Source organism: Mesorhizobium sp. B2-3-4, from assembly GCF_006442315.1.
In the GTDB taxonomy this organism is placed as follows: Bacteria; Pseudomonadota; Alphaproteobacteria; order Rhizobiales; family Rhizobiaceae; genus Mesorhizobium.
The window spans coordinates 236,936-262,406 of the sequence record NZ_VFVY01000007.1 but is presented as its reverse complement, the minus strand read 5'-3'; the positions used below and the strand labels follow the sequence as shown (position 1 = coordinate 262,406).

Below are 25,471 nucleotides of genomic sequence, written 5' to 3'. Positions count from 1 at the left end.
CCGTTCACCGCAACAAAATAGCGCGCAGTTGCCGGCGCGCCCTAAGAATCACTGATAGGAAACCAGCGTTGCACCATTTTCATGGCTGAAATCTGGCTTCACGCCAAGCATGGCCGCTGTACGCCTGATGATATTGCCGGCCATAACCCCCGCATTGTTGGCCGCAACGTCGGTCATCCCCGGCTTTTCCGGATGCGGCGCGTCGGCGATCGTGAACACCAGATATTGCGGGTCGTCCATCGGGAAGGCGGCGACGAAGGTGTTGAAATTCAAGTCCTTGGAGTAGCGGCCGTTGATGACCTTCTCGGCCGTTCCGGTCTTGCCGCCGACGCGATAGCCGGGGACCCGGGCGTTTCTGGCCGAGCCTTTCTCGGCATTGAGCGAATAGAGGTAGCGCATGCCCTCGACGGTCTTCTCGCTGACCACTTTCTTGGCCACGGCCATCGCCTCCTCCTGGCTGCGCACGAGGAATGTCGGCTGGATCAGATAACCCTGCATCAGCGCCGCGCAGCCGACGGCGGCCTGCAGCGGCGTCGTCGACACGCCATGGCCGAAGGCGATGGTGAACGAGTTGACCTGTTTCCAGACCTTCGGTTCGGTCGGGCGGGCGACCTCAGGCAGTTCGGTCTGCATCCGGTCCAGAATGCCAAGGCGATGCAGGAACTCACGATGCCCCTCGATGCCGACCAGTTCGGCCTCCCTCGCCGACCCGATATTGGAGGAATAGAGGAAAACTTCAGGCAGCGACAGCACACGGTTCTTGCCGTGGAAATCGTGGATGGCCTGGTGGCCGACCCGGATCGGATGCGAAGCGTCGAACCGGCTCGACATCGTCGCCTTGCCAGAATCGAGCGCCATGGCCGAGGTGAAGCTCTTGAAGGTCGAGCCCATCTCGTAGAGCCCCGCCGACATCCGGTTCAGCCTGTCCTTGTCCTGGGCATTGTAGGGATTGTTCGGATCGAAATCCGGCACCGAGGCCATCGCCACCACTTCGCCGGTCTTGACGTTGAGCACGACGGCGCCAGCACCCATGGCGCGGTAGCGCTCCAGGCCGGCCGCGATCTCGTCGCGCACCACATGCTGGACGCGCAGATCGATCGACAGCTTCACCGGCTTGAGGTCTTTGGCCACCGCCAGGCCCGACGCCTGCAGGTCGCTGAGCCCCTGCTCGTCGATATACTTCTCCATGCCGGAGATGCCCTGATTGTCGATGTTGGTCAGGCCGACAATGTAGGACGAGGTCTCGCCGCTCGGATAGAAACGGCGCTTCTCGGTACGGAAACCGAAGCCGGGAATGCCGAGCTGCATGATGTCGGCCTGCTGCTTGGGCGTCAGCTGCCGCTGCAGCCAGACGAAACCGGCGCCGCTCTTGAGCTTGTGATAGGTCTGCTCGTAATCGATCTCTGGCAGCACCGTCGACAGCTTCTCGATCGCCTCGTCGGCATCGACGATGCGGCGCGGTTCGGCGAACAGCGACGCCGTCTTGATATCGGTGGCCAGCACTTCGCCGTTGCGATCGACGATATCGGGGCGCGATGCGGTCACCCGGCTCTGCGGACCGCCCGACAGGTCGGGAGTCTGGAAGCCCAGATAGACCAGCCGCCCCGATATGGTCGAGAAGATGCCGAAGAACACGGCCATCGTCATCACGATGCGCGCCTTGCCCTTGCCGCCTGTCGCCTTGCGGGCGCCCTCGACCACGATCGACCTGTCCTCACCTGTCCTGGCGCGGCGTGCCGTGGCGAAGCGCTTCAGCAGTTTGCCGATCATTGGGCGATGTCTCCGGTCACGACGGGATCCTTGTCGCCCGCGGGCGCCTTGTCGGAATTGTCGGCCATGGCGCCCTGGCGCCCGTTCAGGATGTCCTGGATGTCGAGGGCCTTGGCCGGCAGGTCGCCGAGGCCCACGATCTGCCGGCCACTGACCGGCTCCAGCGCGAGCTGCGATTTGTAGAGCTCGGCCAGCTTCTGCAGCCGCGACGGCTGCGTGAGCAGGCTCCAGTCGGCCTTGAGCAGGTCGATCGTGTCCTCCTCGTAGCGTATCTGGGCGTGGATCTTCTGCACCGCCGCCAACTGATCCTCGGCCTCGCGCTTGGCCTTGTAGGTCAGGGCCGCCGCCGAAACCATGACGGCGATCAGGACAATGTCGCTGGTACGAAACACGTGCTTACCTCTCCCCCGGCCGATCGATGCCGGGAAGTTTTGGAAGGCCGAAAATCGAAAAATCGCCGCTGCGCGCCGGTGCCTCGGTGCGAACCGCAGCACGCAGCCTGGCCGAGCGGGCGCGCGGGTTGGCGGCGACCTCGGCGTCACCCGCCGTCACGCCACCGCCTGCCTTGCGGAAGGTGGCACTGCGCGCCTGCGCCTCCGGCATGTGGCGAGAGCCGCTGGCGGCCTCCGCGCGGTCGGCTATGAAGCGCTTGACGATACGGTCTTCCAGCGAATGGAACGTCACCACCACCAGACGCCCGCCCGGCTTCAGCACGCGTTCGGCCGCCAGCAACGCTCGTGCCAGTTCGCCAAGCTCGTCATTGACGAAGATGCGCAGCGCCTGGAAGACCCGCGTCGCCGGATGGATCTTGTCCTTCGGCGCGCGGCCGATATGCGTCTCGATGGCGTCTGCGAGTTCAAGGGTGCGCTCGAACGGACGCTTCTCGCGCCGCGCCTCGATCATGCGGGCAATGCGCCCGGCATGGCGCTCCTCGCCGAGGAAGCCGAAGATGCGGGCAAGGTCGCCCGGCTTGAAACTGTTGACGACGTCGGCGGCGCTGATCCCGGCCTGCGCCATGCGCATGTCGAGCGGGCCGTCGGAGCGGAATGAAAAGCCGCGTTCGGCCTGGTCGAGCTGCATGGAGGACACGCCGATGTCGAGCACGACGCCATCGGCGCTTTCAACATGCTCGTCCAGCGTCGAGAACGGCGCCTGTACCAGTCTCAGCCTGCCGCCGGACCGGGCCTCGAGATCGCGCCCGGCCGCGATGGCATCGGGATCGCGGTCGATGGCAATCACCGACGCTCCGGACGCCAGGATGGCCTTGGTGTAGCCACCGGCGCCGAACGTGCCGTCGACGATGACGTCGGCCTTGGCCGGCGCCAGCGCTTCCAGCACTTCGCCAAGGAGGACCGGAATGTGGCGGACCGATCCGCCAACGGCGTTGATTTCATCGCCGTGGCCCGCCGTCATTCCGGTCGCTCCCCAGGCTTCGTCCCCTGCCGAAGCTGCAAAAGCCTGGCCCGCGCCTGCGCCCCGTAGGCCGCAAGCCGTCCCGGCTCCCAGATCTGAAAGAAATTGCCGCGTCCGACAAAGGCGACCTCCGCGGAGATGCCGGTGTGCTCGCGAATGAAATCGGTCATGGTGATGCGGCCATCCTGATCCAGCTTCAGGAACGTTCCGTCGCCATGGCAGAAGAACGACATGTCGTCCGCCGTCTGCAGGAACGGGTCTTCCTGCGCGATGCGCTGCTCGTAGCGATCGAGCAGGTCGAGCCCGCCGACATCCATCGCCGGCAGGTCCAGGCAACGCAGCGCGTAGAGTTCCGAATAGCCGCGCTTCTGCACAACGGCACGGAAATGCGCTGGAACGGACACCCGCCCCTTCGCATCGATCCTGCTCACCGTGTTCGACAGAAACCGGTCCATCACACGCTACAGCCGCTTGCGCCGCCGCACCCCTCTTCATCGTCTCGTACGCGCCGCCGCAGCGCGTTCTCTGCCCCGCACCAACCTCGTCCAAACGGGCAAAAATCGGCAAACGCGCAGCCGCCGCGGCTGCCCGATTGGCGTACGCTTTACCCTGACGCGGAACGAAGGCTTTGATGTCTGGATGGGATATCATGGGGCACTATGGGCGTCAACGGGAACAGGCTTCACAAACATGCGTGTCGACACTGAGGAGAATGGACATTTGACGGCACGTTTCGTCTTTATGATCCATTAAGCCTAACGAACCGTTTAGCCGGTATGCGCGCATCGCGGTCGGCGCCCGCGGCGCCTGAATAGCGCCTGCGCAAGGTTTGCAATCTCGGATGGTTCTGATAATTTTTGAGCAGAGCCGCCGCCGCTGTCGGCTCTTCGATTATCGACATGACAAGATAGCTTGAGAGACTTTTTTCGTAGAATTTTGGGGTTGTCAGCGCCGCCGCAGAACCGGCGCGTGGTCTATACCTGTCTTTTCGGCTATTCCGAATTGCTCGCGGACACGAAATACCGCCGCGACGGATTGACCGATTTCATCTGTTTCACCGACGACAGGAGCCTACGGTCGAAGACTTGGAAGTTCGTGTACGTCGACATCGAGACGATGGACCCGGTCAGGGTCGCGAAGATGGTCAAGATATTGGCGCATCGTTATGTCGGCCAGTACGAAACAAGCCTGTATCTCAACAACACGGCTCAGCTCGTTTGCTCGGTGTCCGAGATCTTTGCGCACCTCGGGAATGACGGAGCGCCAATGGTCTGCTTCTGCCATCCCGAGCGGTCATGTGTTTACAAGGAGGCGGAGCTCGTCGCCAAGGAGCGCTATGATGACATCAGGGTCATCCAGGATCAGATGGGGCATTACCGCTCGATTGGCCACCCCGAGGATGCCGGCTTGATCTTTGGCGGCGTCCTTCTGCGCCGGCACAACGATGCGCGGTTGCAAGCCGTGATGGAGCAATGGTTCGACCAGGTCTGCGCGTATTCTTACCGCGATCAACTGTCGTTCAACGTGATCGCCAGGCAATTGGGATTCACGCCGGATTATTTTCCTGGACACCCAGGCGACGGCAAACTGGTTCTTTCCCCCGTGGTCAAGGCCAACATAAGACTGCCCAGGGGCTTTCGCGATGACGTCTATCTCGAATTGCACGAAGACGTCAGGCGATCGGGCATGAATGCGCGCGAACATTATCTCAAACATGGAATGCCCGAGGGGCGGCCGTATCGCCACCCCGATCGTCCGAACTAGATCACCTGGCCAGGCCGCAACAGGCCGCGGTACCCACCTTATTTCGATTGACAAGGACTGAACCCGGATGCCTGACACTGCGAAAGCCCGCGCCGCGGCACTCCCACATCTGCGTCGTGGCGGACTTGCCAAGGGCGATTCCATTCCGCTGCCGCTGACCATGGCGGCGATCTTTCATGCCCCAGGCGACGCCACCGGCTTCGACCAGTACGGCCGCTTCAGCAATCCGACCTGGGGCGCTGTCGAACATATGCTGGCGCATCTGGAAGACGCGCCCTGCGTAGCCTTCCCTTCCGGCATGGGGGCGATCTCGGCCGTGTTCTTCGGGCTGCTCAAAGCCGGCGACCGTGTCCTTCTGCCGTCCGACGGCTATCACACGACACGAGCGCTCGCCGACCGTTTCCTGAAACCGTTCGGCGTTGCCTATGACGTCAGGCCGACATCGACCTTTCTCGACGGCGGTTTCGACGGCTATCGCCTCGCCTTCGTCGAAACGCCAGCCAATCCGGGATTGGACATCTGTGACATAGCGGCGGTGGCCGCGGCCGTTCATAAAGCCGGCGCGTTGCTGGTGGTCGACAACACGACGATGACGCCCTTCGGCCAGCGCCCGCTCGACCACGGCGCCGATATCGTCGTCGCCGCCGACACCAAAGCGCCCAATGGCCATTCCGACGTGCTGTTCGGCCACGTCGCCAGCCGCAATGCCGATGTCATTTCTGCCGTGACCGGCTGGCGCGAGGTCTCGGGCGCCATCCCCGGGCCTTTCGAAGCCTGGATGGTGCATCGCGGCCTGGAAACGCTTGATGTGCGCTTCGACCGCATGTGTTCGTCGGCGGAAATCATCGCGAAACGGCTGCAAGGCCATCGGGCGATTACCGGTCTGCGCTATCCCGGGCTGGAAGGCGACCCATCGCACAACCTTGCCCGCGCCCAGATGGAGCGTTTCGGCTTCCTCATTTCCTTCGAACTCGCCTCGGAGGAAAAGGCTGAGGACTTCATCAATGGCTGCCAACTCATGCAGGCCGCGACATCCTTTGGCGGCGTCCACAGCTCGGCCGAGCGGCGCCTGAAGCGAGGCGACGCGGTGCCGGCTGGCTTCGTACGCCTGTCGGTCGGCTGCGAGCCGGTGGAGGAACTCTGGAAGGCGATCGAGGCTTCGCTGGATCGGATCAGCGGCTGACCTGCCCTGATCAGGAGCCGAGGGCGTCCGCATCGACGTTACGACGACCATGCAGCACCCGAATGATCTCGATGGCGTCGCCGCCGACGCGGTAAAGAGTGAGGTAGTTGCTAACCACGATATGTCGGACGCCGGGCGCGATATCGTCACGTGGCGCACCTGAGAAGGGATGCAACGTCAGCAAATCCCAACGGCTTTCCAGCACGTCCACGAGACGGACGGCAGCCCGCGGGTCATGGCTAGCGATGTAGTCGCCGATGTCTTCGAGATCGTCGACCGCCTGAGGAAGCAGGCGATACTTCACTCATGGAAGCCTCTCGGCCCCGCCATCTTAAGGTATTTGGCGCGCAATCGATCCATGACCTCTCCGCCGTCCCGGCCCGGCCCGCTGTCGATCCCCTCCTGCACAAGCCTGCGCAACTCCTCGACCGTGTAGCCGAGCAGGTCGCGGCGGTCCTTCCACTGCCGCAACGCATCGCGGATCACTTCGCTCGCCGAGGCGTACTCTCCAGCGGCGACCACATCGTCAACCGCCTGCGCCAGTTCCGGCGAAAGCGTGATGCTGCGTTTATCAACCTGACCCATGATAGACTCCCGACGATGAGCCATGGTACGATTTAATCGCACCAGTTTCAACAAAGCCGGCGAGCCCTTGGCTCGTGCCCGATGCAAGGGCAACGTTCTCGCCTTGAATCGAAAGCTGCGCCCAAGGGCGCAACCTTCTGATTTTGAAAGACTTACCGGAAATGTCGGGGAGAAAACTGCCAGCTGGCCTGTAAGCCGGGTTCTGTATGGCCCTCGCCCCTTGCGAGGCGAGAACGTGGCGGCCATTCATCTTGGGCGCATGTTGCCATGCACCTCACGCAACCTACCCGGACGGTGAGCCGGAAACAGCCCCCGAGGGTTTCCCCTCGCACCGCCCCTATTCGGTCTTGCTCCCGGTGGGGTTTACCGTGCCGCTCCTGTTGCCAGTCGCGCGGTGGGCTCTTACCCCACCCTTTCACCCTTACCCCGACAAGTCGGGGCGGTTTGCTTTCTGTGGCACTTTCCCTGGGGTCGCCCCCGCCGGCCATTAACCGGCACCGTGTCTCCATGGAGCCCGGACTTTCCTCACTCGCGGCCTTTCGGCGTTTGCGAGTGCGGCCGCCCAGCCAGCTGGCTGGGCGTATAAAGGGGTTCAGGCGGCAAAACGCAAATGAAAAAGCCGCTTATCCCTGCATCGTCATGCCGGCGAACCGAGCGCGGCCATCTGCACCTTGACCTTGCTGCAATAGGCAGCCGACACCGGGTTCATACGGGTCGCGGCATGGCCGGCATTGTATTTCAGGATCGTTCCGCAGGTCGTGCCGCCACCAAGACCCCGCGCCATGGCAAGGTACTTCATGCCGTATTTTATGTTGGTGTCGGGATCGAACAGGCCTTTGGCCGAGCCGCTGTAGCCCATCATCCGCGCCGTCGCCGGCTTGATCTGCATCAGCCCGATCTCACCGGCACTGCCCACGATGTTGGGCCGGTAGTTGCTTTCGATCTTGATGACCGCCTTGGCCAGCGACACCGGCACGCCTTCGATCGCCGCATAGCGGGCGATGATCGCGGAATACTGGCCGCCGCCAGCCATCGTAGCGCCGGAAGTCGTGCTGATCTCCGGATGGATCGACGCAGTGGTCGTCAGGTCTACGTTCTTGCGGCCTCGCTTGGTGTAGCGCTTGGCGACTGGTTTCCTCGCCTTCACCGCGGCAGCCTTCTGTATCTTCGCGGCCGATGCCTTCTTTGCCTTCGGGCCGGGAGCCGCCTTCTGGTTGGCGGTCTTGCCCGATACGGCCGCGAAGCCAGTGTCGGCTCGCAGGCTCTGCGGCGCGGCATTCGCCGTACCGATGGCAAAAGTCATCATACCGGCAGCAACGGCTGCCGTTAAAACGGTCAAATTTTGCATGTGGTCCTGTTCTGTTAGAACCGCGCGAAGATTTTCACGCGATAAAGCCAATTCAACATCGGATCATCCGGGGGGGCTAGATATCCGATAACTTGCACGAAACGCCTTTGACGGCCGATTTGGCGGCAATGAAGGCGAGGCAAGTCACTTTGAGTGACAGATTGTAATTTAGTGATGCAAAATGGACTGTCAGGCCGAAGCTGTCTTAAGGGAAGCAACCAGCCTTCGCAGCGTGCGCAGCGTCGAGCCGTCGGCCAATCCATCGACCCGGCGCGGCCGAAAATGCCGTTGGAAGGCCTCGACGACAATCCGCGTCCGATCGTCGAAAACACCCGATATCTCGACGCCATAGCCATAGAGCGACAGCATCGACTGCAGTGCCTCGACATCGGCACCTCGGTCGCCGGGCCCCAGCGCGGCCCCGCGCCTGACCGGAGCGGGCGGCACGAGATGGCCGACACCGGCTTGGAACAGCGCGACCCACGGGAACTTCTCGCCTGGATCGATCTTTCGACCCGGCGCCACGTCGGAATGCGCCAGTACCCGCGTGGCGGCGATGGCATGCCGCGCGGCAATCCCCCGGCACAGTCCGATCACCGCGTCGATCTGGCGGCGCGGAAAGCCTGGATAGCCCAATGAATGGCCCGGATTGACGATTTCAATGCCGACCGAGCAGGAATTGATATCGGTGCGTCCGAACCAGGAACTCTTGCCGGCGTGCCAGGCGCGATCGCTTTCCCGCACCATCTGCACGATGTGGCCATTCTCATGGACGAGATAATGCGACGAGACTTCGCTCGCCGGATCGCACAGCCAGGCTTCGGCCCCGGCACCGGTCGCCATACCGGTATAGTGCAGTACGATCATGTCGGGGGTCGGTGTATCCCGTCTTGGCCCGAAATTTGGCGACACCCTGACCTCGGCGCTTGGCTCGTCGGGCAGGAAGCCGCTCATGCGTGGCGCAGGCCCCGTTCGATCATCTCGTAGGCGGCGTTGATCGCCGCCACCCTGGTCGTAGCGATCTTGATGAACTCCTGCGGCAACCCGCGCGCGATCAAACGGTCCGGATGGTTGTCGGACACCAGCTTGCGATAGCGTTTCCTGACCTCCTCGAACGGCTTGCCGCGCTCGATACCGAGCACGACATAGGGGTCGCCGGCGCCAAGATTGACGTGCCGCGCCAGGATCGATTCGTAATGTGCCTCGTCGATGCGGAAGATTTCGGCGATGCGGTGCAGGAAGATGCCTTCGCGCTCGTGCACCAGCCCGTCGGCCTTGGCGATGTGGAACAGGCCATCGAGTATGTCTTCCAGCATCACGCAGTTGGAGTGTCCGGAACCACAGAGCTGCGCCATGCGCTCGGCATAGGTTTCGAAGCCGGCCACGTCCTGCTGGGCAAGATCGAACAGCCGCGCGACGTTGCGCGTCTCTTTCGGCGGCACCTCGAATATTTCCTGGAAGGCACGCACCTCATCCTGGGTGACGATGCCGTCGGCCTTAGCCATCTTGGCCGAAAGCGCGATCATTGCCACCGAAAAGGCAACGCGTCGGCGCAGGTCGGCGTCGCCGGAGAAAACCGTGCGCACCGCCTCGACCACGTCGGCGACGCCGGACGTGGCTGAAGATGAAACCCGGGTGATGAAGTCGCCGAGGCGGTCCCAAATCGACATGGCCAGCTTCATAAAGCCAACCGGTCCCCGCTATCAAGCCAATAACGGACGCTGGCCCAGGCGCGTGGAAGCAGAGACGAATTGCCGGTCCAGGCGGTACGCCCAAGAGAAAAGGCCGGCATCGAGCCGGCCTTCCTCCCAAGACGCGCTTACTGCTTACAAACTACTGCGCAGGCGCAGGAGCAGGCGTTGCCGGAGCCGGCTCGGCGGGCTTGGTTGAGTTATCGACAGGCGCCGCAGGCTTCATCGGCTGCTCGGCGGCCGGCGGATTGGTGCTCTGCGTCGTGGTGCTGTCGGTGCCTGTGCCGCTGTCGCTACAGGCGGCGACGCCCAGCAGGGCAAGAGCGGACACGGAAGCAAGAATGAGCTTTTTCATAACATCTCTCCTTCAACACACGCTCACGTTGCAGTGAGCGGTCGAAGGGAAAATGCATCACACGGCCACGGGTTTCGTAACGTTGCGTTTCCGCATGTAACATCAATGGCATGCAGGCGACATTGCTGCCGGCGTCCCGGCGCTTTAACAACGGCACTGGAAACGAGATACCGGAGACAGAAGCATGACCGCGAAATGGGATTTCTGGATCGATCGCGGCGGCACCTTCACCGATATTATCGGCCGGGACCCAAAGGGTGCGCTGCATCCACGCAAGCTTTTGTCGGAGAACCCCGAAGCCTATGCCGATGCCGCCATTCAGGGCATCCGCGACCTGATCGGCCTGGAAGCGGGTGCGGCGATCCCGCCCGGCCTTATCGGCGACATCAAGATGGGAACGACGGTGGCCACGAATGCCTTGTTGGAGCGCAAAGGCGACCGGGTGTTGCTGCTCGTCACAAAGGGGTTCCGCGATGCGCTCAGGATCGCCTATCAGGCGCGGCCCGACATCTTCGCCAAGGAGATCGTTCTTCCCGAGCAGCTCTATGAACGCGTCATCGAGGTCAACGAGCGCGTCCTTGCCGATGGCTGCGTGGAACGGCTGCTCGACATCGCCGCCTGCCGCCCGGCTATCGAACAAGCCAGGGCCGACGGCATCGACGCCGTCGCCATCGTCTTCATGCATGCCTGGAAGTACCCAGATCACGAGAAGGCGGTGGCCAGGGTCTGCCGCAAGCTTGGCTTCGGCCAGGTCTCGGTCAGCCACGAGGTCTCACCGCTGATCAAGCTCGTCGGCCGTGGCGATACCGCCGTGGTCGACGCCTATCTGTCGCCCATCCTGTCGCGCTATGTGCAAAGGGTGGCGAAAGAACTGGGCACAGCCGCAGGGGACGACGAATCCCCTCGCCTCATGTTCATGATGTCCTCCGGCGGCCTCACCGCCGCCGACATGTTCCAGGGCAAGGACGCGTTGCTGTCAGGCCCGGCCGGCGGCGTCGTCGGCATGGTCGAGACGGCCAGGGCCGCCGGCTTCGACAAGGTCATCGGCTTCGACATGGGCGGCACCTCCACCGACGTCGCACATTATGACGGCGCCTATGAGCGGGCCTTCGACACCGAAGTCGCCGGCGTGCGCGTGCGCGCGCCGATGATGCGCATCCACACCGTCGCCGCCGGCGGCGGTTCGATCCTGCATTACGAGGCCGGCCGTTTCCGCGTCGGCCCGGACTCGGCGGGCGCCAATCCAGGCCCCGCCGCCTACCGGCGCCGCGGGCCGCTGGCCGTCACCGATGCCAACGTCATGCTCGGCAAGCTGCAGCCCGATTTCTTCCCCTCGATCTTCGGCCCCGGCCAGGACGGGCCGCTCGACGCGCAAACCGTGCGCATAAAATTCGCCGCCCTTGCCGCCGAAATCGGCGACGGCCGCTCGCCGGAGGCGGTTGCCGAAGGCTTCGTCACAATCGCGGTCGAGAACATGGCCAATGCGATCAAGAAGATCTCCGTCCAGCGCGGCTACGATGTCACCGAATATCTGCTGAACTGCTTTGGCGGCGCCGGCGGACAGCACGCCTGCCTGGTCGCCGACGCGCTCGGCATGGAGGCGGTGCTGATCCATCCCTTTTCCGGCCTGCTTTCTGCGTACGGCATCGGCCTCGCCTCCGTCTTCGCCTCGCGCCAGCAGGCGTTGCTGAAGCCGCTCGCCGAAGAATCCAGAACGGAGATCGATGGCCTCATCGCCACCTTGAAGGACGCGGTGGTCGCGGAGCTGACGGCGCAAGGCATCGACGGCAACATGATCGTCACCCGGCCGGTACTGCACATCCGTTATGACGGCACCGACACGGCACTGCCCGTGAATTTCGAGGCGGACTCGATCTTTCAGGCCAGGCGCGATTTCGAAATCGCCCATAAGGCGCAATTCGGCTTCGTCTATGACGACAAGCCGATGATCGTCGAGATCGTAGGCGTCGAAGGCAGCGAAACCGGACAGGGCGGCGCCGAAGCCCATGCGCCCGCCGGACCTGCCAGGGTCAAGCCGGACACGTCCGAGACCAGGCCGATCTACACGGAGGGCCGGTGGCATCAGGCTGGCGTCTACCGCCGCGAGACCCTCCAGCCATCCAATCTGGTTGCCGGTCCGGCCCTGATCATCGAGCCGAACCAGACCATCGTCGTCGAGCCGGGCTGGCAGGCCGAAATCACCGATGTCAACCACGTCGTCATACGCCGCACGGAAAGAAAAGCGCGCACGGCTGCCCTCGGTACCGAGGCCGATCCGGTGATGCTCGAAGTCTTCAACAATCTCTTCATGTCGATCGCCGAGCAGATGGGCGTGACGCTGCAGAACACCGCCTACTCCGTCAACATCAAGGAAAGGCTGGACTTTTCCTGCGCCGTCTTCGATCGCACCGGGGCACTGGTCGCCAATGCGCCGCACATGCCGGTGCATCTCGGCTCGATGGACCGTTCGGTCGAAACCATCATCCGGCTGAACTCCGGCGACATCCATCCCGGTGACGTATTTGCCTTGAACGCGCCCTATAATGGCGGCACGCATCTGCCCGACATCACCGTGGTGACGCCGGTCTTCGACGACGCCAGGAAGAACATCCTCTTCTGGACCGCCTCGCGCGGCCACCACGCCGACATTGGCGGCACCGCCCCCGGTTCGATGACGCCGCTCGCCACCACGGTCGACGAGGAAGGCGTGCTGTTCGACAATTTCCGCGTTGTCGATCGCGGAAAATTCCGCGAGACGGAGCTGCACACGCTGCTGACCAACCACCGTTACCCCGCGCGCAATCCGCACCAGAACATCGCCGACCTGAAGGCGCAGATCGCCGCCAACGAAAAGGGCGTTGCCGAACTGCGCAAGATGGTCGCCCATTTCGGCCTCGATGTCGTCCAGGCCTATATGGGCCATGTCCAGGACAACGCCGCCGAGAGCGTGCGCCGTGTGCTGGAACGGCTGCCGGATGCCTCCGAATATGAATATCCGACCGATACCGGCCAGGTCATCAAGGTGAAGATCACCATCGACCGGCAAAAGCGCGAAGCGACCGTCGATTTCACCGGCACGTCGAAGGTCGAGAAGAACAACTTCAACGCGCCCGAGCCGGTTGCCCGCGCGGCGGTCCTCTACGCCTTCCGCGTCATGGTCGAGGACATGATCCCGATGAACGCCGGATGCCTCAGGCCGATCAACATCGTCATCCCCGATGGCTGCATGCTGAAGCCCGCCTATCCTGCGGCCGTCGTCGCCGGCAATGTCGAGACCTCGCAGCACGTCACCAACGCGCTGTTCGGCGCCATGGGCGCCATGGCCAATGCGCAGGGAACGATGAACAACCTGACCTTCGGCAACAAGACGTACCAGTATTACGAGACAATCTGCTCCGGCTCGCCGGCCGGTCACATGAACTCCGGGCGCGGCTTTGCCGGCACCTCGGGGGTGCACACTCACATGACCAATTCGCGTCTTACCGATCCCGAAGTGCTGGAACTGCGCTTTCCCGTGGTGCTGGAGGATTTCCACATCCGCCAGGGATCCGGCGGCAAGGGCAAATGGAGCGCCGGCGACGGCACCAGGCGCACGATCCGCTTCCTCGAGAAGATGGAATGCGCGATCCTGTCGTCGCACCGCAACCGCTCGCCGCAAGGATTGGACGGTGGCGGCGACGGCGAAGTCGGCTCGACCAAGGTGCGCCGCAACGACGGCACGGTCGACGTGCTGAAGGCCTGCGACCAGACCATGCTCGATGCCGGTGAGGCCGTCATCCTGACGACGCCGACGCCAGGTGGCTTTGGCAAGCTGTAAAGAACGCGTCAACAGGCTGTCACCGGCCTGTCATGACCCTGCGCTACCCGCTTGCGCCAAAGCAAATGGGGAATCACTTTGCCATGACGGACGTCTCTTCTGACCTGGTTTTTCGCCGCGGCAAGGAAGTTGGCAAGGCCGTCTACCAGAACCGTCCGCTTTCGAAGGCGGGCATTTCGGAACGGCTGTTCGCCTTTCTGTTCTCCGGCCTCGTCTATCCGCAGATCTGGGAAGACCCCGATGTCGACATGGAAGCGATGCAGCTTGGCCAGGGCCATCGCGTCGTCACCATCGCTTCGGGCGGCTGCAACATCCTGGCCTACCTCACCCGCTCGCCGGCCAGGGTCGACGCAGTCGATCTCAATGCCGCGCATATCGCTCTGAACCGCATGAAGCTCGAGGCGGTGCGCCGCCTGCCTTCGCAGGCCGACTTGTTCCGCTTCTTCGGAGCCGCCGACACCAGCCACAATTCAGAAGCCTACGACCGCTTCATCGCCCCGCATCTCGATCCGGTCAGCCGCCATTACTGGGAGCGCCGCAACTGGCGCGGGCGCCGGCGTATCGGTGTTTTCGATCGCAATTTCTACCAGACCGGCCTGCTCGGCCTGTTCATCGCCATGGGCCACCGCACGGCGAAATTCTTCGGCGTGAACCCGGCCCGCATGATGGAAGCCAGGAACATCGGCGAACAGCGCCGTTTCTTCAACGAGGAGCTGGCGCCGGTCTTCGACAACAAGCTTCTCAAGTGGGCGACGTCACGCAAGGCCTCTCTGTTTGGCCTCGGCATTCCGCCGGCACAGTATGATTCGCTGATCACCTCCGGTGACGGCACCATGGCCAGCGTGCTGAGGGCCCGGTTGGAAAAGCTCGCCTGCGATTTTCCCTTGGAAAACAACTATTTCGCCTGGCAGGCTTTCGCCCGCCGCTATCCCGAGCCTGGTGAGGCCGCCCTGCCCGCCTATCTGGAAAAGCGCAACTACGAGACCATCCGCGGCAACATCGACCGTGTCGCCATCCACCACGCCAACCTGATCGAATTCCTCGCCGGCAAGGATGCGGGCGCTGTCGACCGCTTCATCCTGCTCGACGCGCAGGACTGGATGACCGACGACCAGCTCAACGCGTTGTGGTCGGAAATCACCCGCACGGCTTCCGCCGGCGCCCGCGTCATCTTCCGCACCGCCGCTGAGCCCAGCCTGTTGCCGGGGCGCGTCTCCGCCTCGCTGCTTGATCAGTGGAGCTATGAGAGCGACGCCTCGCGCGAATTCTCGGCTCGCGACCGTTCGGCCATCTATGGCGGCTTCCACCTTTATGTGAAGCGCGCCGCATGAGCACGACGGAGCTGCCGGCCAGCCACGCCGAACTGATGGACGGCGTCTACCGCTGGCAGCGCCATATCTACGACCTGACCCGCAAATATTACCTGCTCGGCCGCGACAAGCTGATATCGGGGCTCGACGCACCGCCCGACGGCACGGTGCTGGAACTTGGCTGCGGCACCGGCCGCAACATCATTCTTGCCGCCCGCGCCTATCCCGACGCGCGCTTCTACGGCCTCGACATCTCCACCGAAATGCTGGAGACGGCCGGCGCCGCTGTTGCCCGCGAAGGCCTGTCCGGTCGCGTCATGCTGGCCAGGGGCGACGCCACGGATTTCAACGCCAAGGCGCTGTTTGAGCAGGCCAGTTTCGACCGCGTCTTCGTCTCCTACTCGCTGTCGATGATCCCCGGCTGGGAGAAGACCGTATCCGCGGCCCTTGCAGCCCTCGCCCCTGGCGGCTCATTGCATGTCGTCGATTTCGGCCAGCAGGAGGGCCTGCCGCGCTGGTTCCGGGCGCTGTTGCGCGGCTGGTTGAAAAAATTCCACGTCACACCGCGCGAATCCCTGCGCGATGTTCTGGAATCGGAAGCCGAGCGAACCGGCGCAACCTTCCATTTCCGCACGCTTTATCGCGGTTATACCTGGCTGGCGGTGATCAAAGTCCGGCATCCGACGTCTCGGAGATAACGGCCGCCCCAACGCCGGCCTATCGGCGCCCGACGCTGCAACCAACCGGGCAATCCGACGAATACAGTAGAGCTGTTCAGCGCATTGCGAGGCGTCCCAAGGAGTGGTACATTGTCTCCATGTTGGAGATAGCAAGTGATCGTCGGGTTTCGGGACGGATGGCTACGGGCTTTTTTCGTGGAAGACATCCACTCCCGTAACATTCCCTCCGATCTTGAAAGCCGATTGTTCCGCAAGCTCCAGATGATCGACGACGCAATGACCGATCAGGATTTGCGTGTGCCGCCGAGCAACCATTTCGAAAAGTTGCGCGGCAATCTCCATGGCTTGCATTCGATCCGCGTCAACAACCAATGGCGGCTGATCTTCCGGTGGGATGGCGGCCGCGGCGAAGCGTCGGATATCTATCTCGACGATCATAGCTACCGATGAGGTGACACATGTTGATGACCACACGCAAGCCGGCAACGGTGGGCGAGATACTCACGGAAGAGTTCATGCATCCGCTTGGCCTGACACAGGCTGCTTTGGCCGAAGCGATGGGGGTGCAGCGCAAGCATGTGAACGAATTGTGCAACGACCGCCGCAATGTGACGGCCGCAACCGCGCTCATTCTGGCGCGCGTTTTCGGCAACAGCCCGGATTTCTGGCTCAACGTGCAGCGCCGCAGCGACATTTGGACCGTCATGAATTCACCCGACGAGCGGGCGCGCGTCGATCGCGCGAGGCCTTTGGCGACTGCGGCATAGAAGACAGCGATCGACTTGCGCTTAATGCAGCGCCTTCACCAGCGCGCCCACCATCGTCTGCGGGCGATAACCAAGCTTGGCCGGCGTCAGGCCGAGCCGCACCACCACCAATTGCTCGGACGGTATGATGGCGACCGTCTGCCCGTCATGGCCTTCCATCCAGTAGGTGTCCTTGGGCAGGCCGGCGGCGGCGCCGGCGCCTGGATTTTCCTCGTCGCCCGGGGCTTCGATCCACAGCTGGCCCTTGCCATAGACTTTCGAGGCAGGCGCCGGCTCGCGCATCCAGTCGACGAAGCCGGCCGGCAGCACCTGGTTGCCGTTCCACACGCCGCCCTGCAGCAGGAACTGGCCGAAGCGCGCCCAGTCATGCCCCGTGGCGTAGAGATAGGACGAGCCGACGAAAGTGCCCTGCTCGTCGGTCTCGAGCACCGCGCTGTGCATGCCGAGCGGCTCGAACAGCGCTGCGCGCGGCCATGTCAGCGCCTTGGCCTTGTCGCCGATCGCGTCCTGCCACAGCCGCGACAGCATCACCGCCGTGCCGCTCGAATAGGAAAACACCTTGCCGACCTCGCCGGTCAGCGGCTTGGATTCGGCAAAGCCCGCCATGTCGGGTTCGAGATAGAGCATGCGGGTAACGTCGGCGACGTCGCCATAATCCTCGTTGAACTCCAGCCCGCTCGACATCGCCATCATGTCGGCAAGGCTGATGGCGGCGCGGCCATCCGCTTTCCACGGCGTGAACAGGCCTTTGTTGTCGACCGCCATTTTGCCATCCTTGACCAGCGTGCCTATGATGGCGGCGTTGACCGTCTTGGTCATCGACCAGCCGAGCAGCGGCGTCTTGGCTGAGAACCCTTCGCCATAGCGCTCGGCGACGACCCGCCCGTTCTTGACCACGACGATCGCACGCATGCCGGTGCCGGCCATCGCCTCGTCGCCGACAATTTTCACGACCTCGGGATTCTGCGAGGCGTCGACCTTTTCGCCCTCGGGCCACAGTGCATCCTGGCTGGTTGCCGCCGGTTCGGCATAGACCGCCGTGCGCCGCGCCTTCCCGACATCGCCGTCGGGGACCGAGGCGCAGCCCAGCCCGTCGCGGGAAACCGCCTCGCTCTTGCCGAGGAAGCCGAGCAGTCCGGCCGAAACCGTCCCCCGGTTCTTGTCGACCGAGACCCGCATCAGCCGCAGCAGCGGGTGTCCGGGTGCCTGCACGTCGACGGCCAGCACCTCATTGGCATCGCGACCGGCGATGAAGACGTTGGAGCAGACGATCTTGGCCGAATAGCCAGAGCCGACGCGGATCAGCTCAGGCGGCGCGATGTAGAGCCAGGCAAACAGCGCGGCGACCGCCAGCACGACCAGCCCAAGCAGCCATTTGACGATCTTGACGATGATCCGCATCCGTTTCCTCCCAGGCGCTTACCTGACCGTTATGTCATCGAATTGCCGCCATTGCTTCCGCAAAATCGGGTCGCTTGTCGAGCGCCATCAACGGATTATCAACCATGATCGGCGATCAGATAATCAAGAGATCAGGCGATGCTGTGGGGCGATCGCCTGGAGGGGGCCAGACCAGCTTCGGCCATCAGTCGACAGACCCATCAGCGACCGGCTGATTCCGGCTTGGAAGTTGCGATGCGCCGTCTTGCGGTCCTGTTCATGCTGACGCTGCTCGGCGCCTGCTCGACCGTGGATGATCTGTCGCCGCTGTCGCCGTCCGCTTCCAGCAGTCCTACGGTGGCGGTGCGTGCGCCGCGATTCGCCGATTCCAAACCGCATGAATGGGACAGCGGCGCACCCTGGAACTACGCCGTCCACGGCACCGACGTCTCCAAATACCAGACCTCGGTCGACTGGCCGACGGCCAAGGCCAGCGGCATCTCCTTCGCCTTCATCAAGGCGACCGAGGGCGGCGACCGTTTCGACGAGTATTTCAGCGAGCACTGGGCGCGCACCAAGGCCGCCGGCGTTCCGCGCGCCGCCTACCATTTCTTCTATTTCTGCACTCCGGCCGCCCAGCAGGCGCGCTGGTTCATCCAGAACGTGCCTGTCGACCGCTCGGCGATGCCGCCGGTGCTCGACATGGAATGGAACCCGAAATCGCCGACCTGCCGGCTGCGTCCGGACGCTGCCACCGTTCGCGCGGAAATGACCACCTTCCTGGAAATCGTCGAGCGGCACTACGGCAAGAAACCGATCATCTACACCTCCGTGGACTTCTTCGACGACAATGAGTTGTCGACCTTCCGCGGCTATCCCTACTGGCTGCGCTCCGTCGCCGGCCATCCGCGCCAGAAATATGGCAGCCACCCCTTCACCTTCTGGCAGTACACCGGAACCGGCATCGTTCCCGGCATGACCGGCAAATCCGACATCAACGTCTTCAACGGCTCGGAAGCTGCCTGGAACAAGTGGCTGCGGCAGAACACCCGTTAGACCGGCTCAGCGGCGAAATCGCCCTCAACGGGAGACTTCGGCGGCAGAACTGTTGACGCCGTGGCAACGGTGGCAGAACGCACGAAATGGCCGCAGAGGCAGAAGAACCGTTGACACCGTGGCAACGGCCGCAAAGCGCACGAAATGGCCGCAGAGGCAGAAGAACCGTTGACACCGGGCTTGCCGCCTGCTTTTCGACACAGCCGGTGGTCAAGAGTGCAACCGCCGGTAATTCGGGGCGTTGGGTTTCCCAGCTAGGCACGACGAAATTGCCCCTGTTCATTTCGAGAGGAAGTCGATGCGACTGCGTTCCCAAGCCCTCGCGGCGCTGTTCTTGTGCGCCACGGCCTTGCCGGCGATGGCGCAGGAATGCGGCGGCGATTTCGAAACCTGGAAACAGGGCGTCGCGGCGGAAGCCAAGGCAGCCGGTGTCGGCGCCGTCGGGCTCGACGCGCTGGAAGACGCCAGGATCGACGAGAGGGCGCTGGCGCGCGACCGGGCGCAGGGCGTGTTCACCCAGACCTTCATCCAGTTCTCCAACCGCATGATTTCGGCCTACCGGCTGAAGCAAGGTGCGGCGAACATGAAGAAATACGCCGATATTTTCGCCCGCGCCGACCAGCAGTTCGGCGTCCAGGCGCCGGTCATTACCGCTTTCTGGGCACTGGAAACCGATTTCGGCGCCGTGCAGGGCGATTTCCACACGCTGAGCGCGCTGGTCACGCTCTCGCATGACTGCCGCCGCCCGCAACTGTTCCGCCAGCAATTGGTGCCGCTCCTGGAACTGATCGATCGCGGCGTGCTGCCGGCCGATGTCACCGGCGCCTGGGCAGGTGAAATCGGCCAGACGCAGATCCTGCCGTCCGACTATCTGGCGCGTGGCGTCGATGGCGACGGCGACGGCAAGATCGATCTGCGCGGCTCCGTTCCCGACGTGATCATGACCACCGCCAACAAGGTGCTGTCGCGCGGCTGGAAGCGCGACGAACCCTGGATCCAGGAAGTGCGCGTGCCCGACGAGATGCCGTGGGACCAGACCGGACGCACCAACAAACTGCCGCTGACGCAGTGGGCACAGTGGGGCGTCACCAATCCCGACGGCTCGCCGCTGGTCGACAAGGGCCTCAAGGCCGGCCTGGCGCTGCCCATGGGCCGCAAGGGTCCGGCCTTCCTCACCTACGAAAATTTCGACGTCTATCTCGAATGGAACCAGTCCTTCACCTACGCGCTGACCGCGGCCAATCTCGCCTCCCGGCTGGCGGGTGCGCCACCGCTCGATCCGCGCAATCCCGAGCCCGGTCTCAACAACGACCAGATGAAGGAACTGCAGACCAAGCTCGAGGCCAGGGGCTACGATGTCGGCACCGTCGACGGTATTCTCGGCACCAACACCCGCGAAGCCATCCGCAAGGAGCAGATGCGGCTCGGCCTGCCTGTGGATGGATGGCCGACGCCGGAACTGCTGGGGAAGTTGTGAAGAGAGTGAGTAGTGAGTAGTGAGTAGTGAATAGTGAGTAGTGAAATAGAAATTCCCTACTGACTACTCACTACTCACTACTCACTACTCACTAATCACTACTCACTACTCACTACTGACTACTCACTAATCAGCCATCGTCTCCAGGCTGGCAAACCCCTGCGGTGCGTCGCCCTCGTCGAAGGGCGTCGTTACCTCGACGAATGTGTCGGGATAAAACCCGTTGAAGCGGGTCCGGAGCGACAGCGAATAGGCGCCGATATGGCCGATCTCGATCCAGTCGCCGGTGTCGACGGTTTCCGGCAGCCAGAACGGCCTGGACAGGATGTCGACGGAATCGCAGGTCGCACCACACACTTTGAACGGCACGATGTTCTTCTCGTCGCCATTGCGGGTCCGGATCGCCGGATCGGGAATGAAGCGCGCCGGCAGCGTGATCTTGCCGGTCCATGAATCCGACAGCGACGCCCAGATGCCGTCATTGATGTAGAGCCGCTTGCCCTTGCGCAACAGCACACGCACGATCAGCGACAGGCAGCGCGCCACGATCACCCTGCCCGGCTCGGCCACAAGCGGTATCTGGTCGAACTGATATTCCTTCAGGTCGCCGGAGAGCCGCGACATGATCTGGCCGAGCGACGGCATCTCGATCTGCTTGCGGTTGGGGTCGTGTCCGTATTCGGCGGGAAAGCCGCCGCCGACGTCGAGGCCGGCAATGTCGAAGGTCAGCCGGTTACGCACCCAGTCGGCGGAGGCCAAGGCCCGCTCATAGGTGTCGGGATCCTCGATCTGGCTGCCGACGTGGAAACACAGCCCGACCTTGTAACCGGTACGGTTCAGCCGCTCGGCGAGCTCGACCGCATAGGCAGGCCCGGCGCCGAATTTCTTCGACAGCTCGTAGGCGGCATGACCCTTGGTCTGCACCCGCACGAACACGCTGACCGCGCCCGGATCGATATCGAGCGCCCGCACCACCCGGGTCAGCTTGGTGATCTCGTCCTCATGGTCGAGCGAGATGACGCGGATGGCGTATTTCTCCAGCGCCAGCTTGATGTCGGACTGCGCCTTGACCGGATGCATGTAGAGCATCTCGGCGTCCGATGAGACCGCGCGCACGGCGGCGAACTCGCCGGGTGAAGCGACGTCGAAGGCCGTGACGCCGGCCTCGACCAGCGTCTTCAGCACGATCTGCTCGCCATTGGTCTTGACCGCATAGGCGGTCTTGCCGGGGAACATCCCCATGAACTGCCTGGCATCGGCCTTCAGGACCTGCGGGCGGAAGCAATAGACCGGATCGTCCGGACGAAGCGCCAGTGCCGCCTCGCGGGCATTCTCGAATCGCTGCATGGACGAATCCTCGACTTCAGCCTGCGCACAATTAATCCAAGCTAGCGGCTAATGAAAACAATTCTGTGTCTCGTGCACATGACGCAGCGGCGCTAGCTTCCGGCAGCATCGCCTGCCAGCGATCAGGTTTCGGGTGGCCCTTGTCGCCGGAACCGATATGCCTTGTGTCCGACTGGCTGGCATTCAGGCCGTCTGGGGGAGGACGACACATGGCGATAGCCACGACATCCGCACCGCGCGGGCCGATGACGCTCACCGACTGGGGCCAATTGCTGCTGCTCGGCGCGATCTGGGGCGGCTCGTTCTTCTTCGCCCTCATCGCGGTGGGGGAACTTCACCCGCTGGTCCTGGTGCTGTTTCGCGTCGCCATTGCCGCGATCGCGCTGCAGCTCTATCTCGGCCTGCGCGGCCCGTCCTTCCGCCTCGCCTTGCCGCATGCCGGCCTGTTCTTCCTGCTGGCCTTCACCAACAATGTCGTCCCCTTCTCGCTGATCTTCGCCGGCCAGACGCAGTTGGGTGCCGGCGTCGCCTCCGTGCTCAATGCCACGACGCCATTCTGGACCCTGATCCTGGCCAATGCGCTGACGTCGGACGAAAAGCTGTCATGGAACAAGCTCGCCGGCATAGCGCTCGGCGTCGCCGGCACGGCCGTCATGATCGGCCCCGGCTTGCTTGCCGGGCTCGGCGGTCCGGTCTGGGCCAAATTCGCGCTGATCGGCGCCTCGCTGTCCTATGGCATTGCGCTGATGGTTGCCCGCCGCTTCAAGGGCGTGCCCTCGCCGGTCGTCGCCACCGGACAACTGACGGCCTCGACCATCATCATGATCCCGGTCGTGCTCTTGACCCACGGCCCGGCCGGCCTGTTCTCCGCCTCGCCGCCGGTGTGGGCGGCCGTGCTGGCGCTGGCGCTTCTGTCCACCGCCTTCGCCTACATCCTCTACTTCAACCTCGTTGCCTCGGCCGGCGCCACCAACGCCTCGCTGGTCACGCTGGTCGTGCCGGCCAGCGCCATGCTGCTCGGCTTCCTGTTCCTCGGCGAGCGGCTGGAACTGTTCGAGATCGGCGGCGTGGTGCTGATCGCCCTAGGCCTGGTGACCATCGACGGGCGGATGTTCGCACGCCGTCAGAGCGAGGCGTGACGTGAAATTCGAAATGCGGCTTTCAACGCGAAAGTCGAATGCGACTTTCACGGCGGTAGCGCTGTCATGACACGCCGGCGACACCATCCCGCCACAATTTATTCACAGGTGCGAAGCGGGTTTTTGCCAAGGAGTTTCAACGGCTAACGGCGAAACCGGGGTCGCAAAATCCACAATCACGTCGCAATGCAGCACATTTTCCGCTTGCCTGTGGCACAAATGGACCTAGACTCCAGGGCATAGCTCTTTAAGAGGAGGCTATGTCATGGGACTTACGAGGCCAATCAACGCATTGATGATTTGTGCTGCGTTTGCTTTCATCGGCGCCCTCATTATGGGCGTCCTTCCCTGAACCCGCCAAGACGGGGAAGACCAGCACCAAATAGTCCAACCAATTCGAAAGGCCGGGTTTTTACCCGGCCTTTTGCTGTTCGCCGTGTCTTACGCGGCCGCTGACCCGGCCGCCTCCGCCTCATGCGAGCGGATGCCGATCATGTGGCAGACGGCGAAGACGAGATCGGCCCGGTTCATCGTATAGAAGTGAAAATCGCCAACGCCGCGCTCGACCAGGTCCAGCACCTGTTCGGCCGCCACGGCGGATGCCACCAGCGCATGCGTCTGCGGATCGTTCTGCAGGCCGTCGAAACGCTCCGCCAGCCACGCCGGCACCAGCGCACCGCAGCGCGCCGAGAAATTGGCGACCTGGGTGAAATTGTGTACCGGCAGGATGCCGGGAACGATCGGGATGTAGATGCCGGCGCGGCGCGCGCGCTCGACGTAGCGCTCGTAAAGATCATTGTCGAAAAAGAACTGGGTGATCGCCCGCGTCGCGCCATTGTCGACCTTGCGCTTCAGCATGTCGATGTCGGTGGCGAAATCGGGACTTTCCGGATGCTTTTCAGGATAGGCCGAAACCGAAATGTCGAAATCGCCGGCGCCCTTCAGCGCGCCCACCAGCTCCGCGCCGTTGGCGTAGCCGTCCGGATGCGGCCGATAGGCGGTACCGACGCCTGCTGCCGGATCGCCGCGCAAGGCGACGAAGCGCTTGACGCCCATGTCGGTGAATTCCCGGATCACGGCATCGACCTGATGGCGGGCGGCGTCGACACAGGTCATATGCGCGGCCGGCGTCAGACTGGTCTCCTTCAGCATGCGGCCGATTGTGCGCGCCGTGCGCTCACGCGTCGAACCGCCCGCGCCATAGGTCACCGAGACGAATTTGGGCTGCAGCGGCTCCAGCCTTGTGACCGTGTCCCACAGCCTTGCCTCCATCTCGTCGGTCTTCGGCGGGAAGAATTCGAACGAGACCCGGACCTTGTCGCCAATGTCGGGACGGCGGGAAAAACGAAACTGGTTCATCAGGCGATTTCCCCTATCGAGCTCACTCTGGTCTGCTGGCTGGCATTGGCGGGATCGGCGATCAAAAGGCGCCGGTCGCGGCCAAGCCAAAGCTTGACGGTCAGCCTGGCCTCGTTGCCACCGCGCGGTTCGAACTCCTGGGCATCCTCGAGATCGAGGCCGGCTTCGGCGAACCACTCCCCTATCTGCCGGTCGGAAAAGCCAAGCCGCATATGCGCGTGCTGGTCGCGCAGGAATTCCAGCGCGTGCGGCGCGAAATCGACGATGACCAGACGGCCCGCCGGGCGCAGCAGCCGCGCCGCCTCGTGGATCGCGCGGGCTGGGTCGTCGAGATAATGCAACACCTGGTGGATGGTGACGAGATCGAAGGCATCGCGCTCGACCGGCGGTGAGAAGATATCGCCCTGCCGCACCTGCGCGTTCGAAACGCCGGCCTTGTCGAGATTGGCGCGCGCCACGGTCAGCATCTCGCGCGACATGTCGATGCCGATGCCGCGCCGGTAGAGCGGCGAGAAGATTTCGAGCAGCCGCCCGGTACCGGTGCCGAGGTCGAGCATGGACTGGAACGGCCGCTTGCCGACCAGCTTCAGCATCGCGGCCTCCACGGCGCGGTCAGGCACATGCAGCGACCGGATATGGTCCCAGCTTGCGGCATTCTGCGAAAAATACTCGGTGGCGCGATCCTGGCGCTTGCGCTTGACCGAGGCCAACCGCTCGAGGTCACGCTCGACCTGCGGATCGGCGTCACGGATGCCGGCCACCAGCCGCAGCACGAAATCGCGCGCCGAATCGGCGTCGGACAAGCGAAAGAAGGCCCACGACCCTTCCTGGTAGCGGCCGATCAGCCCCGCCTCGAGCAGCAGCTTCAGGTGCCGGGAAACGCGTGGCTGCGACTGACCTAGAATTTCGGTAAGGTCGGACACTGTGAGGTCGCCGCGCGACAGCAGCGCCAGTATGCGCAGCCGGCTGGATTCTGCCGCTGCCTTCAATGTGTCCACCATGGTGTCGAGCGAGACGTGCATCGGCGTAT

At 63.3% G+C, this 25,471-nt stretch carries 24 protein-coding genes and 1 other RNA gene; 10 read left to right on the top strand and 15 right to left on the bottom strand.

The window, feature by feature from the left end:
- Positions 1 to 48 precede the first annotated feature (48 nt).
- Genes FJ967_RS13710 through mraZ form a run of 4 tightly spaced genes read right to left on the bottom strand, consistent with a single transcriptional unit; the run spans position 49 to position 3,638 of the window.
- The gene (locus FJ967_RS13710) at positions 49 to 1,770 is read right to left on the bottom strand and encodes a penicillin-binding protein 2 (RefSeq protein ID WP_140732353.1); all 1,722 of its coding nucleotides are present in this window, start codon (positions 1,768 to 1,770) and stop codon (positions 49 to 51) included.
- Entirely contained in the window at positions 1,767 to 2,162 is a 396-nt protein-coding gene (locus FJ967_RS13705) for a hypothetical protein (protein WP_140732352.1), read from the bottom strand. Before FJ967_RS13705 ends, FJ967_RS13710 begins: the two co-directional genes overlap by 4 nt.
- 4 nt (positions 2,163 to 2,166) lie before the next feature.
- A complete protein-coding gene (gene rsmH / locus FJ967_RS13700) occupies positions 2,167 to 3,183 on the bottom strand; it encodes a 16S rRNA (cytosine(1402)-N(4))-methyltransferase RsmH (protein WP_140732351.1) in 1,017 nt (338 codons plus the stop codon).
- Complete coding sequence (gene mraZ, locus FJ967_RS13695) at positions 3,180 to 3,638, bottom strand: division/cell wall cluster transcriptional repressor MraZ (protein WP_056573299.1); 459 nt, start codon at positions 3,636 to 3,638, stop codon at positions 3,180 to 3,182. Before mraZ ends, rsmH begins: the two co-directional genes overlap by 4 nt.
- 514 nt (positions 3,639 to 4,152) lie before the next feature.
- Here mraZ and FJ967_RS13690 point away from each other — a divergent pair.
- A complete protein-coding gene (locus FJ967_RS13690) occupies positions 4,153 to 4,947 on the top strand; it encodes a glycosyltransferase domain-containing protein (RefSeq protein ID WP_140732350.1) in 795 nt (264 codons plus the stop codon).
- Between the two features lie 67 nt (positions 4,948 to 5,014).
- Positions 5,015 to 6,130 (top strand): cystathionine gamma-lyase, encoded by a 1,116-nt coding sequence (locus tag FJ967_RS13685; RefSeq protein WP_140732349.1) that lies wholly within the window; start codon positions 5,015 to 5,017, stop codon positions 6,128 to 6,130.
- A 10-nt stretch (positions 6,131 to 6,140) separates the two neighbouring features.
- Here FJ967_RS13685 and FJ967_RS13680 read toward each other — a convergent pair whose 3' ends face one another.
- The 7 genes from FJ967_RS13680 to FJ967_RS13650 all read right to left on the bottom strand — a co-directional run bounded on the left by FJ967_RS13680 (position 6,141) and on the right by FJ967_RS13650 (position 10,109).
- Positions 6,141 to 6,434 carry a type II toxin-antitoxin system RelE/ParE family toxin gene (locus FJ967_RS13680; RefSeq protein ID WP_140732348.1) on the bottom strand — a complete coding sequence of 98 codons (294 nt, stop codon included), beginning with the start codon at positions 6,432 to 6,434 and terminating at the stop codon, positions 6,141 to 6,143.
- Positions 6,431 to 6,715, bottom strand: a complete 285-nt coding sequence (locus FJ967_RS13675) for a type II toxin-antitoxin system ParD family antitoxin (RefSeq protein ID WP_140732347.1) — start codon at positions 6,713 to 6,715, stop codon at positions 6,431 to 6,433. The genes FJ967_RS13680 and FJ967_RS13675 overlap by 4 nt, the downstream gene beginning before the upstream one ends.
- Positions 6,716 to 6,890: 175 nt before the next feature.
- An RNA gene (gene rnpB / locus FJ967_RS13670) (RNase P RNA component class A) lies at positions 6,891 to 7,289 on the bottom strand.
- 63 nt (positions 7,290 to 7,352) lie between these two features.
- Positions 7,353 to 8,063 carry a transglycosylase SLT domain-containing protein gene (locus tag FJ967_RS13665; protein WP_140732346.1) on the bottom strand — a complete coding sequence of 237 codons (711 nt, stop codon included), beginning with the start codon at positions 8,061 to 8,063 and terminating at the stop codon, positions 7,353 to 7,355.
- Positions 8,064 to 8,252: 189 nt separating this feature from the next.
- A complete protein-coding gene (locus FJ967_RS13660; RefSeq protein ID WP_140732345.1) occupies positions 8,253 to 9,017 on the bottom strand; it encodes an N-acetylmuramoyl-L-alanine amidase in 765 nt (254 codons plus the stop codon).
- On the bottom strand, positions 9,014 to 9,733 hold the full coding sequence (locus FJ967_RS13655) for a DnaJ family molecular chaperone (RefSeq protein ID WP_140732344.1): 720 nt from the start codon (positions 9,731 to 9,733) through the stop codon (positions 9,014 to 9,016). Before FJ967_RS13655 ends, FJ967_RS13660 begins: the two co-directional genes overlap by 4 nt.
- 163 nt (positions 9,734 to 9,896) lie before the next feature.
- Complete coding sequence (locus FJ967_RS13650) at positions 9,897 to 10,109, bottom strand: hypothetical protein (protein WP_140732343.1); 213 nt, start codon at positions 10,107 to 10,109, stop codon at positions 9,897 to 9,899.
- Positions 10,110 to 10,293: 184 nt separating this feature from the next.
- On the opposite strand from FJ967_RS13650, the gene FJ967_RS13645 reads away from it, so the two are divergent.
- The 5 genes from FJ967_RS13645 (at position 10,294) to FJ967_RS13625 (ending at position 16,683) form a co-directional block, all read left to right on the top strand.
- Positions 10,294 to 13,926: a hydantoinase B/oxoprolinase family protein gene (locus tag FJ967_RS13645; RefSeq protein WP_140732342.1), complete on the top strand. Its 3,633-nt coding sequence runs from the start codon at positions 10,294 to 10,296 to the stop codon at positions 13,924 to 13,926.
- A gap of 32 nt (positions 13,927 to 13,958) precedes the next feature.
- On the top strand, positions 13,959 to 15,257 hold the full coding sequence (locus tag FJ967_RS13640; protein WP_140732341.1) for a DUF3419 family protein: 1,299 nt from the start codon (positions 13,959 to 13,961) through the stop codon (positions 15,255 to 15,257).
- Positions 15,254 to 15,934, top strand: a complete 681-nt coding sequence (locus FJ967_RS13635; RefSeq protein WP_140732340.1) for a class I SAM-dependent methyltransferase — start codon at positions 15,254 to 15,256, stop codon at positions 15,932 to 15,934. Before FJ967_RS13640 ends, FJ967_RS13635 begins: the two co-directional genes overlap by 4 nt.
- Positions 15,935 to 16,069: 135 nt before the next feature.
- Entirely contained in the window at positions 16,070 to 16,366 is a 297-nt protein-coding gene (locus FJ967_RS13630) for a type II toxin-antitoxin system RelE/ParE family toxin (RefSeq protein ID WP_140732339.1), read from the top strand.
- 8 nt (positions 16,367 to 16,374) lie between these two features.
- Positions 16,375 to 16,683 carry a HigA family addiction module antitoxin gene (locus tag FJ967_RS13625; protein WP_140732338.1) on the top strand — a complete coding sequence of 103 codons (309 nt, stop codon included), beginning with the start codon at positions 16,375 to 16,377 and terminating at the stop codon, positions 16,681 to 16,683.
- A 21-nt stretch (positions 16,684 to 16,704) separates the two neighbouring features.
- Here the strand turns inward: FJ967_RS13625 and FJ967_RS13620 are convergent, their stop codons facing one another.
- Positions 16,705 to 18,084 carry a serine hydrolase gene (locus FJ967_RS13620; protein WP_140732337.1) on the bottom strand — a complete coding sequence of 460 codons (1,380 nt, stop codon included), beginning with the start codon at positions 18,082 to 18,084 and terminating at the stop codon, positions 16,705 to 16,707.
- 234 nt (positions 18,085 to 18,318) lie between these two features.
- Between FJ967_RS13620 and FJ967_RS13615 the strand changes: the two genes are divergently transcribed.
- Positions 18,319 to 19,119 carry a GH25 family lysozyme gene (locus FJ967_RS13615; protein ID WP_140732336.1) on the top strand — a complete coding sequence of 267 codons (801 nt, stop codon included), beginning with the start codon at positions 18,319 to 18,321 and terminating at the stop codon, positions 19,117 to 19,119.
- A gap of 298 nt (positions 19,120 to 19,417) precedes the next feature.
- Positions 19,418 to 20,596 carry a lytic murein transglycosylase gene (locus tag FJ967_RS13610; RefSeq protein ID WP_140732335.1) on the top strand — a complete coding sequence of 393 codons (1,179 nt, stop codon included), beginning with the start codon at positions 19,418 to 19,420 and terminating at the stop codon, positions 20,594 to 20,596.
- Positions 20,597 to 20,722: 126 nt separating this feature from the next.
- Here the strand turns inward: FJ967_RS13610 and FJ967_RS13605 are convergent, their stop codons facing one another.
- On the bottom strand, positions 20,723 to 21,943 hold the full coding sequence (locus FJ967_RS13605; protein ID WP_140732334.1) for an alanine racemase: 1,221 nt from the start codon (positions 21,941 to 21,943) through the stop codon (positions 20,723 to 20,725).
- Positions 21,944 to 22,152: 209 nt separating this feature from the next.
- Between FJ967_RS13605 and FJ967_RS13600 the strand changes: the two genes are divergently transcribed.
- The gene (locus FJ967_RS13600) at positions 22,153 to 23,082 is read left to right on the top strand and encodes a DMT family transporter (RefSeq protein ID WP_140732333.1); all 930 of its coding nucleotides are present in this window, start codon (positions 22,153 to 22,155) and stop codon (positions 23,080 to 23,082) included.
- Between the two features lie 441 nt (positions 23,083 to 23,523).
- On the opposite strand, the gene metF is transcribed toward FJ967_RS13600, so the two are convergent.
- The gene (gene metF, locus FJ967_RS13595; protein ID WP_140732332.1) at positions 23,524 to 24,441 is read right to left on the bottom strand and encodes a methylenetetrahydrofolate reductase [NAD(P)H]; all 918 of its coding nucleotides are present in this window, start codon (positions 24,439 to 24,441) and stop codon (positions 23,524 to 23,526) included.
- Positions 24,441 to 25,463: a metalloregulator ArsR/SmtB family transcription factor gene (locus FJ967_RS13590; RefSeq protein WP_140732331.1), complete on the bottom strand. Its 1,023-nt coding sequence runs from the start codon at positions 25,461 to 25,463 to the stop codon at positions 24,441 to 24,443. The genes metF and FJ967_RS13590 overlap by 1 nt, the downstream gene beginning before the upstream one ends.
- Positions 25,464 to 25,471: the final 8 nt, after the last annotated feature.